Origin of the sequence: Winogradskyella sp. (genome assembly GCF_028289625.1) — a bacterium.
Classification (GTDB): domain Bacteria; phylum Bacteroidota; class Bacteroidia; order Flavobacteriales; family Flavobacteriaceae; genus Winogradskyella.
On sequence record NZ_JANQOM010000037.1, the window covers coordinates 1 to 15,525 of the forward strand.

General features: G+C 34.8%; 15 protein-coding genes and 1 rRNA gene. 2 read left to right on the forward strand and 14 right to left on the reverse strand.

Annotated features, from left to right (window positions below; genetic code table 11):
- Positions 1-35 precede the first annotated feature (35 nt).
- A 5S ribosomal RNA gene (gene rrf, locus Q0992_RS07555) occupies positions 36-143 on the forward strand.
- A 58-nt stretch (positions 144-201) separates the two neighbouring features.
- Here the strand turns inward: rrf and Q0992_RS07560 are convergent.
- Genes Q0992_RS07560 through Q0992_RS07575 form a run of 4 tightly spaced genes read right to left on the reverse strand, consistent with a single transcriptional unit; the run spans position 202 to position 4,477 of the window.
- A complete protein-coding gene (locus Q0992_RS07560; protein WP_299521889.1) occupies positions 202-441 on the reverse strand; it encodes a DUF6095 family protein in 240 nt (79 codons plus the stop codon).
- Positions 428-1,240, reverse strand: coding sequence for an N-acetylmuramic acid 6-phosphate etherase (murQ, locus tag Q0992_RS07565; protein ID WP_299521892.1), 813 nt, complete (start codon positions 1,238-1,240; stop codon positions 428-430). Before murQ ends, Q0992_RS07560 begins: the two co-directional genes overlap by 14 nt.
- A gap of 37 nt (positions 1,241-1,277) precedes the next feature.
- Positions 1,278-2,096: a DUF4249 family protein gene (locus tag Q0992_RS07570; RefSeq protein WP_367277951.1), complete on the reverse strand. Its 819-nt coding sequence runs from the start codon at positions 2,094-2,096 to the stop codon at positions 1,278-1,280.
- A gap of 5 nt (positions 2,097-2,101) precedes the next feature.
- Positions 2,102-4,477 carry a TonB-dependent receptor gene (locus Q0992_RS07575; RefSeq protein ID WP_299521895.1) on the reverse strand — a complete coding sequence of 792 codons (2,376 nt, stop codon included), beginning with the start codon at positions 4,475-4,477 and terminating at the stop codon, positions 2,102-2,104.
- Between the two features lie 228 nt (positions 4,478-4,705).
- On the opposite strand from Q0992_RS07575, the gene Q0992_RS07580 reads away from it, so the two are divergent.
- A complete protein-coding gene (locus tag Q0992_RS07580) occupies positions 4,706-6,145 on the forward strand; it encodes an NADP-dependent isocitrate dehydrogenase (protein WP_299521898.1) in 1,440 nt (479 codons plus the stop codon).
- 879 nt (positions 6,146-7,024) lie between these two features.
- On the opposite strand, the gene rplS is transcribed toward Q0992_RS07580, so the two are convergent.
- The 10 genes from rplS to Q0992_RS07630 all read right to left on the reverse strand — a co-directional run bounded on the left by rplS (position 7,025) and on the right by Q0992_RS07630 (position 15,488).
- Positions 7,025-7,375 (reverse strand): 50S ribosomal protein L19, encoded by a 351-nt coding sequence (gene rplS / locus Q0992_RS07585; RefSeq protein WP_299521901.1) that lies wholly within the window; start codon positions 7,373-7,375, stop codon positions 7,025-7,027.
- A 124-nt stretch (positions 7,376-7,499) separates the two neighbouring features.
- Positions 7,500-7,832, reverse strand: coding sequence for a hypothetical protein (locus Q0992_RS07590; RefSeq protein ID WP_299521903.1), 333 nt, complete (start codon positions 7,830-7,832; stop codon positions 7,500-7,502).
- Positions 7,833-7,845: 13 nt separating this feature from the next.
- Positions 7,846-8,523: a tRNA (guanosine(37)-N1)-methyltransferase TrmD gene (gene trmD, locus Q0992_RS07595; RefSeq protein ID WP_299522002.1), complete on the reverse strand. Its 678-nt coding sequence runs from the start codon at positions 8,521-8,523 to the stop codon at positions 7,846-7,848.
- 133 nt (positions 8,524-8,656) lie between these two features.
- Positions 8,657-9,016 (reverse strand): nuclear transport factor 2 family protein, encoded by a 360-nt coding sequence (locus Q0992_RS07600; protein ID WP_299521906.1) that lies wholly within the window; start codon positions 9,014-9,016, stop codon positions 8,657-8,659.
- A 159-nt stretch (positions 9,017-9,175) separates the two neighbouring features.
- The gene (locus Q0992_RS07605) at positions 9,176-10,621 is read right to left on the reverse strand and encodes a S41 family peptidase (RefSeq protein ID WP_299521909.1); all 1,446 of its coding nucleotides are present in this window, start codon (positions 10,619-10,621) and stop codon (positions 9,176-9,178) included.
- Between the two features lie 90 nt (positions 10,622-10,711).
- Positions 10,712-11,536, reverse strand: a complete 825-nt coding sequence (locus tag Q0992_RS07610; protein WP_299521912.1) for an AraC family transcriptional regulator — start codon at positions 11,534-11,536, stop codon at positions 10,712-10,714.
- A gap of 57 nt (positions 11,537-11,593) precedes the next feature.
- Entirely contained in the window at positions 11,594-12,574 is a 981-nt protein-coding gene (locus Q0992_RS07615; protein ID WP_299521916.1) for a hypothetical protein, read from the reverse strand.
- Between the two features lie 191 nt (positions 12,575-12,765).
- Positions 12,766-13,278 carry a hypothetical protein gene (locus tag Q0992_RS07620; RefSeq protein ID WP_299521919.1) on the reverse strand — a complete coding sequence of 171 codons (513 nt, stop codon included), beginning with the start codon at positions 13,276-13,278 and terminating at the stop codon, positions 12,766-12,768.
- A gap of 168 nt (positions 13,279-13,446) precedes the next feature.
- A complete protein-coding gene (locus tag Q0992_RS07625) occupies positions 13,447-14,604 on the reverse strand; it encodes a hypothetical protein (protein ID WP_299521922.1) in 1,158 nt (385 codons plus the stop codon).
- Positions 14,605-14,861: 257 nt separating this feature from the next.
- Positions 14,862-15,488, reverse strand: coding sequence for a tRNA (guanine-N1)-methyltransferase (locus Q0992_RS07630; RefSeq protein WP_299521925.1), 627 nt, complete (start codon positions 15,486-15,488; stop codon positions 14,862-14,864).
- Positions 15,489-15,525 lie beyond the last annotated feature (37 nt).

Here is a 15,525-nt window from a genome sequence, read left to right on the forward strand (position 1 = left end):
AGCTGGCTTCTACCGAATACTGGTTACCGACCTTTTAAGGTGGCTATAGCGTCGGGGCTCACCTCTTACCATTCCGAACAGAGAAGTTAAGCCCGTCAGGGCCGATGGTACTGCGTCCGTGGAAGAGTAGGTCGCCGCCTTTTTTTGAATCCTGGTTCTAGTTTATAGGACCAGGATTTTTTGTTATAATAAAGTAGAGACCTATTTTTTCTTTTTAAATATACTATCTCCAATAGTATTAAGTCCTATAAACAACATTGCAATTGCAGTTATACAAATTAATATTGCTATAATAAGTAATGGTATGTAAAGTGGTTTGTCATCATTGCTTAATGCAAGATGAAGTAATGTTGGACCGGCAAACATTAATACGAGACAGATACCCATTCGTTTTAACCCTTTTTCCAGTAACTTTTTGTCTGTTTTATTATTTTCGTCCATGGAATATACTTTTTCTAACGCTTTTATGTTCTTTAAGTAATTTAGAGGCTTCATGTTCGGTTACATTTAATTCGTTCATAATCATTTTTATTCCTCTTTCTACTAGTTTATCATTACTCAATTGCATATCCACCATTTTATTGTCTTTAACTTTTCCCAACTGAATCATGGTAGCAGTAGTTATCATATTTAAAACTAGTTTTTGAGCTGTACCTGCTTTCATTCTTGAGCTACCAGTAAGAAATTCTGGACCGACAATAACTTCGATAGGATATTGCGCTATTAAGCTTAAAGGACTGTTCTTATTACAGGTGATGCATCCGGTAACTATACCCTCTTCATTACACTTTTTTAAAGTGCTTACTACATATGGTGTGGTCCCAGATGCTGCAATACCCACCACTACATCTTTTTCTGATATATAATATTCTTTAAGATCTATCCAGCCTTGAGTAATAGAATCTTCTGCATTTTCAACAGCTTTTCTAATAGCATTATCACCACCTGCTATTAGACCAATTACTAAATCATGAGAAACTCCAAATGTTGGAGGACATTCTGAGGCATCTAAAATACCTAAACGACCACTTGTACCAGCACCTATATAGAATAATCGACCTCCTTCTTTTAGTTTTTCAACTACTTTTTCTATTAAAGCTTCTACTTGTGGAAGTACTTTTTCAACTGCAACAGGAACAGTCTTGTCTTCGATATTCATGTTTTTGATAATCTCATTAATAGACATCTTTTCAAGATGGTTATAATGGGAATCTTTCTCAGTAGTCTTTTCGAAATTCATGACATAAAAATAGTGAATTTCTTTAGGTAAAAGTGATTTATTCTACGGTGTAAATAAGCTCATCGACCTCTGACAATCTAAAATAGCCAAACGGAAAATTATCTGGATTGGTAGTATTGATGCAATTTCCTCTTACTGTAGCTGGCTGCGTTTCAAAAGGTCCTCCATCTTCCTCACCTCCTTGCTGAAGTAAAATAAACATAAATTCATAAAATCGTTCTGAAATACCATAGTTGCGGATGGTGACAATATCGCCTGACTCTAAATCTTCTTCTGTATAAAACCCGAAAATTTGATTTCCATCTGTAAATCTATCTTCATAAACTTCGAGAGTTGGTACTACAGGTATATTACTTATAAATTCAAAGAAATAATAATTCTCTATATTGGCAGGATCTGTATAAAAAGCTTTCAATTCTATATCTTCTCCAGAAAAACCGCCTTCATTTTCTTGTTCTACAAAATCAATTGGAACAACAGATTTTAAGGTTTCAGTTCCTGTATAGGTTTCACCTTCATAGATAACCGTTAGAATGTATGCTTCATCAATAACAGGAACAAAGTTATTGTTTCTATAAATTCCTGTAAGGCCTTCTTCTACAAAATTAAAAACATTGCTATTAGAATCTGTAATTTGAACTATAGCTCCATTCGCTGGTGGAACTGTTTCGTCAAAGAAAGGAGCTGTCAAACTGAGTCTAATGCTCTGTTCATTTCCAGTTGTATTTTTGAACCAATTTATTGATGCATCTATCACTAAACGTGGTTCTGCCGTATTTAAATCTACGTCTACAACATCCTCACAGTTAGTAAATAAACTAATAGACAATACCATAACAAATAATCTCTTCATCATTAGTTCTAAAATTTAAAATTATAGGAAACCGAGGGGACGATACCGAAAATGGCAAGTCTCACAGCTTCATTTGTGCCCGACATACGGTTTTCTCTAAACGTTATATTGGCCGCATTTCTTCGATTATAAACATTATATATCCCAAAAACCCATTCACCTTTAAATCGCTTCTGACTATCTGGTTTTGGGTTGTAATTAACAGATAGATCTAAACGATGATAAGCTGGTAACCTGCTTGAATTTCTAGCTTCATAACTTGGGACTACTATACCATTAAATTCATATTGTCCATTGGGAAAAGTTGCCGGGAGACCAGTCTGGAACAAAAAATTTGAGTTAAGAGACCACTTTTTATTCAAGTTATAGCTAGCAGTTATTGAGATATCATGAGTTTTATCGAAAGGTGTTTTATACCATTCACCATTATTAATCCCTGTTTCTATAGGAGTTCTTCCAGGGGTTCGCTGTTCGGACCTTGATAGGGTATATGCCAACCATCCTTTAAGTCTGCCTTCGTTCTTTCTTAGTAATACTTCTAAGCCATAAGCTCTTGCTTCACCATTAAGAATGACTTGCTCAATAGCATTATTAGCGATTAAGTCAGCGCCATCGATGTAATCGATGCGGTTCTGTATGGTTTTATAAAATGTTTCTACTTCTAGGGAAAATATATTATCCTTAAACGTTCTAAAGTAGCCTAATGCTACTTGATCCAATAGCTGTGGTTCAATATATTTTCCACTTGGTGTCCAAACATCCAAAGGTGTCGGTGAACTTGTATTCGACAAAAGGTGCAAGTACTGACTCATTCGGTTATAACTTGCCTTAATAGACGAATTGTCATTGAGTTGGTATGCAATTGCTAAACGTGGTTCTATATTGGCAAAAGATTCTATAACATCACTTCTGCTAAAGTTTTCCGTTCCTGTTGGTTCTGCTTTTTCATAAATGCCAAGGGCTTCGTTAAATATAACAGGATTGTTATTTTCATAAGTGTTTAATTCGTCTTGCCCTAATCGGTGAAATGTGCTAAATCTTGCGCCATAACTAACAGAGAGTCTATTGCTTATTGTGTGTTCTGCATCAACGTATACGGCGTTTTCAAAAGCATATTTGTCAATTAACTTGAAAGGGTTAATACCAGAATCCTCAGTATTTGGATTAATTTCACCAGGATTAAATTTGTAGTAAATGCTATTTAATCCGTATTCAAGCTTAAAGTTATTACTGATGTAATGCTTTAAATCGTATTTTACATTAAAGTTTCTAATGTAAGACTCCCATTCAAATCCAACAAAATTGAGATCTAAACCATAGTAATAGTCTGAATAAATCAATGATAAATTAGAAAACAATTTGTCTGAGAAAAGGTGATTCCAACGAAAATTAACGACAGTGTTACCATAGGTATTTTCAAAACTGTCCTGAATATTAAAAACGTCTCTGCCAAAATAGCCTGATAAAAAAATACTGTTTCGTTCATTCAATCTGTAGCTTAGCTTCGTATTTAAGTCATAGAAGTAAGCCACATTATCTATGTCGAATAATGGCAGAAACAAATGCGCATAACTACTCCTTCCGCCAAATAAAAAAGAACCTTTTTCTTTTTTGATAGGCCCTTCTGCTAACAACCTGCTAGAAATTAAACCAATGCCACCGTTCATGTGGAACTGACTACTGTTTCCTTCTTTTTGGTAGATATCCAATACAGATGACACACGACCACCATACTTTGCTGGTATGCCACCTTTGTATAATTTGATATCCTTAATCGCATCTGGATTGAAAACAGAAAAGAATCCAAACAAGTGGGAAGAGTTAAAAATTGTGGCTTCATCCAATAAAATGAGATTCTGGTCTGCTGCACCACCTCTAACATTAAATCCAGAAGCACCTTCACCAGCGTTAGTAACTCCTGGCAGTAATGTAATTGATTTTATCACATCCACCTCACCTAAAACCACAGGCATATTTTTTATGGTTTGGATAGAAAGCGCATTAACACTCATTTGTGGTTTTTTAATATTGAGTTTTTCAACGTTTTCTTCTATGATAACTTCATCCAAGCTCTCCGCAGCTTCCTGAAGCTTAAAGTTTTTAACCATATCAGCATTCAAAACAATGGTTTCTGAAACAGTACTAAACCCTAAATAACTAATTTGAACTTTATATGTGCCTTCAGGGAGTGTGATAGAATAGAAACCATATTCATTGGTCATAGTGCCAGATTGTATTTCTGGGACTATGACATTAACACCTATGAGTGTTTCATTACTCTGGCTATCTCTAATTGTTCCGCTTAGCGTAAATTTTTCTTGGGCAAAAATGCAGAAAGAAAACCATAAGGAAATTGTAAAAACAGTGAATGTTTTTTTGTTCATTGCAATTTTTTAAGTCAAACAAAAATAAAAAAGCTTTACTGGCTAAGCTGTTTTTTTAACTAAAGTTTAGTGTATCTAATTCAGTTATTAAAAGGATGCTGTAATTTTCCTTATTACCCAAATGTTCTTTAATTCTATAGGGCTCAGAAACATAATGAACTTAGTTGTTTTTAATTAGAGAATTTGAAAATGAATGCCGATATTTGCAAAAATTAAAAAAAAGATCTTATGACTAAAATAACTGTAGCGAAGGGAGATGGCATAGGCCCGGAAATAATGGATGCCACTTTACGAATTTTAGAAGCAGCTGGAGCGCAACTAGATATTGATGAGATAGAGGTTGGTGAAAAGGTATATTTGGCCGGAAATACAGCAGGAATTTCAGATGAAGCATGGGAAACCATTAGACGAAATAAAATATTTTTAAAAGCGCCTATAACAACACCTCAAGGAGGTGGCTATAAAAGTTTAAATGTCACTACACGTAAGACCTTGGGTCTCTTTGCCAATGTTAGACCTTGTAAAAGTTTACATCCTTATATCGCCACAAAACACCCAGAAATGGATGTTGTTATTGTAAGGGAAAATGAAGAGGATTTATATGCAGGTATTGAGCATCAACAAACAGACGAAGTTGTACAATGCTTAAAGTTAATTAGTCGACCAGGATGTGAGAAAATCATCACCTATGCTTTTGAATACGCTAAGAAATTTGGAAGAAAAAAAGTAACGTGTTTTACAAAAGATAACATAATGAAACAAACCGATGGTTTGTTTCACAAAGTATTTGACGAAATAGCTGCTAAATACCCTGAAATAGAAAATGAGCATTGGATTATAGACATAGGTGCTGCGAAGCTAGCTGATTCCCCAGAAACTTTTGATGTTATTGTAATGCCAAATTTATACGGTGATGTACTTTCTGATATTGCTGCACAAATCACAGGTTCTGTAGGATTGGCGGGATCTTCCAATATTGGTCATGATCATGCGATGTTTGAAGCTATTCATGGGTCAGCACCTCGTAGAGCTGGACAAAACTTAGCTAATCCTTCAGGGTTGATACAGGGAGCTATTTTAATGTTGCAACATATTGGGCAAGCTGATATAGCGGCTAAAATCCAAAACGCATGGTTAAAAACCATGGAAGATGGTATTCATACTTATGATGTATATGACGAAACTATAAGTACGCAAAAAGTAGGTACTGCGGAGTTTGCCGATGCTGTTATTGCTAATCTTGGTCAGGAACCTACTAAACTCAAAAAGGTAGAGCTTAAGAACACAGGTGCTATTGAAATACCAAAACATATACGCAAACCACGTGCAGAGAAAGTGCTACAAGGGGTTGACGTATTTGTGGACTGGGAAGGTACGGATCCAGATATCATAGGTGAAAAAATGAGCAGTACTATGAATACAGATGTTCTTAACCTTACTATGATTACAAACAGGGGTGTTAAGGTATGGCCAAACGGATTTGATGAAACCTTCTGTACAGATCATTGGAGATGTCGTTTTAAAGCGGTTGATGGTAAGTCAGCAACAAAAGCTGATATCATTGAAGTGTTGAGCAAGGCAATTGATGCAGGTATCGATACTATTAAGACTGAAAATCTTTATGAATTTAACGGTGTTAGAGGTTATTCACTAGGTCAAGGACAATAATAAACACATCAGATATACATTCAAGAGAAGACTGCCTTAATAGAGGCAGTCTTTTTTACTTAATTTTATTCCGAAAGTTTTAAAAGCCCAAAACGATTCTCTTTTGTAAATAAAGCGGATTTGGAGATGGTTAGAAAACGTTTTACTCAATAACCTCACTAAGTATAACGATTCAGAATGCCAATATTTAAAGTTTCGTGAGATGTTGAAAAACAAACGAGTTCAGCATAAGACAAAAAGCCATATCACTACAGTAAACTGCGCTGACATGGCTTCTCTTTGAAACAGTACTAACGTGACCTATTTAGTTTTCACTAACTCAGCTGTATGGTTTGCACCATCATCCTTTTCGGTTCAAGGGTTTCCGTTTCGGTGAAACGTTTCGTAACTTTCAAAATGTATTGGTCTGATACTTTGCGTTTCATAAGATACGTTTTTCTTGATGTTTTCTTTTTTATCATTCGCTTTCGCGTCTCATACGTCTAAAAACATTGCTCATCCTATTCGCGTTCACTTTCGATTCCGTTACTTTTTCAAAGCTTTTCACTGTCGCTTCACGACCTGCAAGCATGCCGTAGAACTAGAGCTTCATGGTTTGTTACCAACACTTGCCTACACAAGCAGTTCACTCACCTCAAAAAACAATCTCATTATATAAAGAACGTTACTTTATTTACAATTTAACATAAATTCGAAGAAAACTTCAAAACCAAACCAAGTTTGGTGCTAATTGTTTAGCTAATATATACTTACATTACGAATTTCCAAATTTTTCAACCATTTAGATATGCACAACTTATAAACGCGAGTTATTAACAATAGTTAATAACTAAAAAAGCCCTTGAATTCAAGGGCTTTTTAAAAGGTATGTGAATTAAACTATCGTCTAACTTCTTTAATTCTTGCTTTTTTACCAGTAAGACCTCTAAAGTAGAAGATACGTGCTCTGCGTACTTTACCGCGTTTGTTCACTTCAATTTTTTGCAATGCTGGTAAATTCACTGGGAAGATACGCTCAACACCAATCGTTCCAGACATTTTACGAATGGTAAATGTTTCAGAAGACCCGTTTCCTTTACGTTGTAGCACCACTCCTTTAAAGAACTGTGTACGTGTTTTGTTTCCTTCTTTAATTTCGTAGTAAACTGTGACAGTATCACCAGCACTAAATTCAGGTAGGTCTTTTTTGGTTACAAATTCGTCTTGCACAAATTTTACTAAAGAATCCATGTTTTCTTTTTTGTTATGTATGGTTGCTCTAAACCAACATTCACGATTTTCGCCAGAGGTTAATCTAAAGTGGGTGCAAAGATAGTTAAAAAGTTAAAAGTTAAAAGTAGAAAGTGAAAAGTTTTTAGGCCTTTTTAGGGGCTTTTTTTAGATCATTAACGGCAAATATTAAAAATCCCATCATAAACACAAAGAATGAGAAGGTATTAAAATAGGATAAGACCACTTGCGTTGCCATAAATTCATTACTGCTAGAATGATTCATAATAAGTGGTACTAACTGAAATGCCAAAACCGCTAGTAAAGAAACACAAGCACCAGCAAGCATAATGATAGCACCTATAGTACGGTATTTTGAAACTATAATAATACTCGAAACTACCATGGCAAGTTGAAACATCACTATGATGATGCCATTAATGGTGAAGTGTATTGTTAAATCGTCAAAATTATCCATAATCGATTGGTTTTTAGTTATTCAAAAGGTCTGGTCGTCGTTCTTGGGTACGCTTGTAAGCTTGTTCTTCGCGCCACTTTTCTATTTCACCAAAATTACCACTAAATAAGACTTCTGGGACTTTCATGCCTTTATATTCTCTTGGTCTGGTATAAATGGGTGGTGCCAACAAGTTATCTTGAAATGAATCGGTAAGGGCAGAGGTCTCGTTACCTAAGACTCCGGGAATGAGCCGAATCACAGCGTCGCATAAGACTGCAGCTCCTAGTTCCCCGCCAGACAGCACATAATCACCAATTGAGATTTCTTTGGTAATAAAGGTATCGCGCACGCGCTGATCGACTCCTTTATAATGCCCACATAGAATAATGATATTTTCTTTTAACGAGATTTGATTGGCGATGCCTTGGTTAAGGCGCTCTCCATCTGGTGTCATATATATAATCTCATCATAATGGCGCTCGGCTTGCAAACCAGAGATACACTTATCTATGGGTTCTATCATCATCACCATACCAGCACCACCACCAAACTGGTAATCATCCACGGATTTATAGTTGTCTGTGGTATAATCCCTAAGGTTATGAAAATGAATCTCTACCAAACCAGCTTCTATGGCGCGTTTAAGGATGGAGGCCTCAAATGGACTTTTTAATAGCTCTGGTAAAACGGTAATGATATCGATGCGCATAGTCTCTCTAAATGTATGCAAATGTAACTTTTAAAAAGGAATTACAGAGCAATGAGCTATACACGTTGTTGTATGCGGTTATTTTTAATTAGATTTCTTTTTAACTACTGCTAATGTTATGCTTTCGTATTTTTTATTCTGTTGGGATTGGTAATTTATGTTGTCTTAAAAAAGATAGTTTATCCCAATAGCCTCTTTGAAATTTAATTTTCCCATTCTCAATTTGAAAAAACCCACAACCACGCAGTCCTAATGGGTCTTTCCATTCCAAAATTGCCCAATCGTTGTCTTCAAAAATATTCTCAATGATGCAAGTCATTTCCGCTTGATTAAATTCATGCTCAAACATTTGTCGGATTGCAGTTTTTCCAACAACAGGTTGATTGGCGACTTGATGATTAATCGCGTCATCATGATAGAATTCCGAAATCTTTTTGGGGTTTCCCTCGTTAAAGGCGCCTATCCATTTTTCAATTACTTCTTTAGGTTTCATTTTTTCATAGCGTTATTCTGTATAATGGTCTTGAGTATGAGTAGTAGAGTGGTTCTACTCACAAACCTTTCGGTTTAGCGCCGAGCTTTGTTTTATAATTTATCTTTCGTTTTATCATTTAAACCACTACTGCTTATACACCGTAGTTACTTACAGTCATTATTCATTCAATATTTCTGATACAAATTTTATCCATTCAAATTTTGGTATTTCCTTGTCTATATAATAGTCAGGTTGTATCCCTTTATCGTCAATGGTCATTTCTGGTATTCTCATACTTTTTGATAAACTGTACCCTAATTCAAATTCTTCACAAGGGGATTTAATAAAATACATATTAGAAATGTCGAGTACACCAATAGTTGTTGTTCCAAACAGTTTTACCTTTTTACTCTGTTTAGCAGCAAGCAAGAACTGTTCGGTCGTACTGCCATTATTCTCATTAATAATAATCCCAATATTTTTAGGAAATTTATGAATGGTGTCAAAAGTTTTTGTTGTAATTGGATTTTCATTGAGCATCACAAACTCTCCAATTTGTTTTGATAGTTTATCGTATGACTTTTGAGCCCATTTCTTGCCTTCTTCATCAAATCCATATTCATCTTTATTTATAAAATCTAACATTCTTTGATTATTCAAAGGCGTTGATAATAACTCTACTCCCACAGTTCTAATCGGATTCGTGTATAAAATTGGAAGTAATTCTTTAAAACTACTATCACTTCCACCGCCATTATTTCTCAAATCTATGATGAGATTTTCAGTTTTAAGGATAGTCTCTCTGTTTGTGTTTATTACGCTATCAATCTTTCTTTTTTCCGAACCCCAAAATCTCGGGATTCGTAAAAGTGTTGTTTTTTCATTGATTTGCTCAAAATATGGATCTTGAGCGGAAATGACTTTGAAATAGTTCTTTACATTGGGTTCAGATTCCAAAGTAGGGCTTACTCTTTTTAGTGTAATAAAACCCGTCTGCAGATAATTGTTTCCTAATAATTCTGCGGTTTCAAAAGTTTGCGCTGAATGATCTCTCATATAATACGTTGAGGAGCCATTTTTATCAATTCTAAGCTTTACTTGGTTTTTAGACCAATACACGCCATCTGCTTTAATAATAAAACCTATGTATTCCTCTCCAACTTTTTTAATTCCAATTTCATAGGGTTCGGATACCCAAATACCTTCAAAGTCATGCTTATCTTTCGTTTCAAGGTATTGTTTGAATTCAGGTACATCGACCTCTAACGTTTCCCATTCTGCGAACTTCTTAATAATTTGCGCATCGCTTGATGGATTATTAGCTTGCTGATCCTGGCCACTTAGTGTTCGGATAGCAATATGCCCTGAGCGGAAAAAAGTTAACCATTCATAGATGGTTTGCGTACACTCGGTAAGCATATCAATGTTCTTGACCTTTTCTTCGAAAATTCGATTATGATTTTCGTATGCTTGTTTTCCTTTTTTTTCGATGACAAATGCAAACCCAGCATCATTTTCTTCAAAGGTTTTTTTTGTCCAGTTAAAATTAGATTCACAGTTACATTCTTGAGCTTCTGACAGGATAGGAATAAAGATAATAAGAAAGATTACTAATGGCTTCATGTTGCAAATTGATTTATGGTGATAGTATATAGTAAAAGAGCTAAATCTAGCGGCTTGTTTTGATATAAAATTGTAAAAAAACTGCACCCACTACTTTTTACTAATAATTACCTCATTATCAATGGATATTAAGTTGTTTTTTAACTTTTTTGGTATCAGATTACACATGAGTTTTGCTTCTTTAATAAAGTGACTCTGGTCATTATAGCCGCATTGGTACGCGACTTCTGTTAAGGACAAAAGCGGGTTAAACGTTATTAATTTGAGCGCTTGTCTTATTCTTACAATTCGGATATACCACTTGGGAGTAATCCCAAAATGATCGTTAAACAAGTTGTACATTTTTCGTTCACTACATTTTGTATATCGCAATACTTCTTTGACTGAAATTAGACCTTTGTTTACGTGTATGTATTCAACCGCTAATTGCAAATCATTTTGGTCAAAAGGCTTAAGTTTTGAAATAAGCAGTTTCTCAATGGCAAGTGAGCGCTTTTTAAGATCAGGCTCATTTAATATGTCTTCTAAACAGATTTGATCATCTCTAGAGAAGAAACTACTTGTAAAGCCTTCATCTATTATTTTATGCTTACTTGGAAGATCAAAAAAATGATAATAACCACAAGGATGGAAGTCAATACAAATTTCATCCCAACTCTTAGATACTTTGAATTCATGTGGTGTAGTATACAGCCCTGTTGTGTAAACAAACATATCATTTTGTTTACTTTCTTTACTTATATAGGCTTCATGATCCTTGAGTAAGACATTGCCTTTTGAAATTCCCAAACAAATATTGGTATTTGGAAAAGATGTCACCGAATGTTGAGAAGCTTGATTATGTCTATTATATAAAATGTACTGTACAAAGGGTTGTAATTTTTTGCATTGTATTTTATGAACTTCTGATATCATTTGTTAAAGTACATTATAATTGATTATCAAGGTTTTTCTTGGTTTGTTGGTAAAAGTTTATTTTTCTTCAATTTTTATTTTGCCGTCAACCCAATCAGGTAAGTAAAGGTTCATTCCTGTTTTTGCTTCAATATCAATCAATTTATTTCTCAATTCAACAGGTCTTAATCCAATTGCGTTTCTTGCTTTGTTTATTTGGGCAATACTCGATACGTTAGGTGGATTGAGATAACCATAAGGTGAATTGCTCCAATCTGATATGATGGCTTTTTTCCAATCCTCTATTAAGGCGATTTCATAAGGTGATATAAATCCTTTCTTAAGCGCTTGAAATAATTTCGGTCTGATAAAATCGTATAAAGTATCTTGCTTAACATATTCTGGAGCTATTGAATTGTGATGGCTTAAAATAGTTGAACCCCAAAAGTTATTGCCTATTAGGAATTCTCCTGGATAGCCAAAGTTTTGCATTATGATGAGTAAATTGTTTATTTGATTTTCACTGTGTCCAGTGAATTTTTCTAAAATAAATTCTTCCTGTGCTTGCTCATCTTCAATAATGGAGGCTTGGTATGCTATTTTTTGGTCTTTTTCAAACATCGAGCGCACTTTGTCCACAATACTTGAATCAATTCTATTTAAGAACTGATTGTGTAAGCTATGGTATTGTTTTTCTATATTCTCCCAGTCAGAATCAAGTAGATGTCGATCAAAGAATTTTTCTTCTTTAAGACTAGGTAGTTCCCAACCATTGGAAATGGCTTTTTTGACATAATGCAGTCCTTTTTCCTTTTCCCCAATAAGGAAAGAAATCTGGGAAGCAATTTTATAGTCTCGGAGAAAAATGAAGTCATATTCGTTAAATAATTTTTCATATCTAATTAATGCTTCTTCATATTTTTCTTGGGCAACCAACGCTTCTGCCAATATGATTTCTAAATGATAGCTATTGTGATCAAGAGCTTTTTTTTTGCTGTTCTCACAGGCAGTTAAGGAATAAACAAAACCAAAGAGAATAATTAAGTATCTAGCTTTCATCTTTTTTTAAGTTGTTGTCAACGGTTTTGTGTATGGCTCGTTGCAGAAAATCATAGCTGATTTTCCGCCTTAACCGAAAGATAGTGATTTGCAATGAATTCCGCATCGAATACCGAAGCTTTAGCGTAGGTGTTAGGAATTTCAGTCATAATGAATTATAGCCGTTATTGTACAACGTCCTTTTAATAAATTCAGTCTTCAATTAATTGATAAAAAGAACAGATTAATGAAGGATTAGGGTCTTCGATATAATCTAAATTTCGAGTGATTGAAAAATTAAATTCACAAATTTCATTCGCCATTAAGTTCGAACATACATTTCCATTAGAAACAATATGCCTTTCACCTCCAGCATTTAAAACAAAATACATTTTTCCAATCAATTCAATTTCAGATTTGTTTTGGATTTGGGCTCGAACTTGATAATATTTACCAAAGGAATCATCTGGGTTTTCATCACTAACAGGAAAATATTCAGTTTCAAAATTTAGCAATTCTATTGTTTCATCATCAGCAACTGGCCCGAAGTAAAAATCTTCAGAATTATTTGGATCAGTTGTATTTGGACAGTTTAAATTTTCAGGCTCTGAATCAGAATTATCTGAACAACTAATGATTGCCACACATATTAATATCTGAATAATTTTTTTCTTCATCATTTGATTTAAGATGTTGTACAACGGTTTGGCTATAATTTGTTGCATGGGTTAGCATTTAATTTTACAAATACAAAACGCACCGAACTGAAAATACGCGAGACACGAGCGAAGCGAGCTGGCGCCAGCAATTTTCAGAAGCTATGGCCTGAGCCTGTCGAAGGCTGGGCGAGAACAAGCAATTACTTATAGTCATTATTGGCATCTGTCTTTTTATTATTTATTTACAATCACTTTGACCTTATCACTTTCTTTGTTCGATTCAACAACTTTTACAATTACATTCTCAAAAGTGTAAGTTTCTTCTTTTGTTAAGGGTGCGTCTTCGAGGAATTCATCGTTACTTTTCATACCAGGTTTTACTTGAATTGGTCCACTACCACCTGGCAATTCCGTGTTCACAACATACACTAAAACACCTTCTTTTGATAAATCTTTGTCAAACCCAATTTTCCTTCTACTTTCTATGGTAAGGACTCTAGTACTGTCAATCGGAACTACAACAGCTTTTGTGCCTCCAAGAGTTTCTAATGCTTCTATTTCAATAGTCTGTTCACCATTAGCAAGACAATGAATTTGAGAGTCTTCGAGCCAACCAAGTATCCAACGTTCATAGGCAAAATATCCGGGTGCTTTTGCATCACAGGTTCCCATTAGGCCAAAGGTTCCAACATACCTGTTTAGCTTTTCAGAACCAAAATGGTAAAGGTCGGGAAGACCAAAAGTATGACCTGTTTCGTGGGGCAACCAAATTCCGCCCCAATAATTTAAGTCGTAGCCTGAGGTGATTCCTGTAGGTATGCTCGCTCCATCTGCCTTAATATGATATTCTGGATTACTTGACTTAAATGTTGGACCTTGTCGTAAAGCTTTAGCTAACGGATTGTTAATTACTAAAACTATATCTGTTTCGCTAAAATCAACTTTTTCGTTAGCTAAATCAACCGCCTCCTGAATAAAATCTAAATGTGGTTGTCCTCTATAAATTGCAGTTCCGTAATATTCAGATGGTTTACTCAAACGTAACCATTCAAAATGAGGTTGCAGATTTAGCTCCATTTTACCGTATGATACTTCTTCAAAAAAGTTAGGTGCTAATGGGTTGATGATTGAAAAAACACTGTCCGTACTTGTCTCTGCTGGAACATCATTAAAATCAGTAAAAAGTACAGTCATATTCACTTTGCCGAGTGAAGGTGCTAATCCTTCAACTTTCGGAAATCCGAGTGAAATATCACCCTCTATAATTCTTGGAAGTTTGCATATTGCTTTTTCACTTTTATCTTGCTCTTTAGCTAGTTCAGATTTTTTGTCTTGTTTACAGCTTACAGAACAAATTGTCAGCAGTAATAAATAAATTATTATTCTTTTCATTGAGTTCTGTTTTAAGATTAATGCCAACGTTAATATGTATAAACTTAACCATTTAAATAACCATATACAACCCATTCATAGAGTATATCTGTACTTTTATGCAAATTACAGCATAACCGCTCAACATGGCGTTATTGTACACTTTTATACTATGGCATAAAAAAATCCGCAATAATTAATTACGGATTTTATAGTTACTCTAAATGGATGTCGTTCACTTCGAGAGCCTCAGCGGTCTTAAAATTCCGAATGACATATTACGCCTTATTCTTATTGATCTCGTCTTGGAGTTGACGTCGCACTTTTTGCTCACGCTCTAAAGCGACACGTCGGTGCTCCTCAAACTCGGTTTCGACTTCCTCGAGTTTTAATTTGGCACCTCTGGTTAAGGCATTACTATTCTTAAACTTAAAGATAAAGAATAATAACAGCGCCAACAGTGCTGCAATAATGGTCCACATAATGACATTATAATTGGTTTTACTGGTTTGCATGCCTAATAAAGCCATATTATTCTTTTCGGTATTGGTTTGGTCTAATGTACTTTGGGTAGTGCTTAGCTGTGCTTTTAAATCTGCTATTTCCTTGGCTTGGCCCTCAACGGTATTTTTTGAATCCTCCAAGTTTTTATACGTGGTTTTTAGGGAATCCAAGACGTTAGACTTTAACTTTAAGAGCCATACTTGCTTTACAGCCTCATAAGGTTGTCCATTAGTACCCTTAAAGTTGCCCGACTTTCTAAACACATATTCAAACTGGCTATCTATGGTGCCTTTATCGAGTGATAATTGGTCTTTGGTATTTGCGATATTACTTTGGGCATTGATGGTGTGTAGGCTAAATGTAACTATAAGAATTACAGTGAGTCTGGTTAAGGTTTTCATCCTCAAATATTTTGGTTGCATTAGATTAATTAGGTGA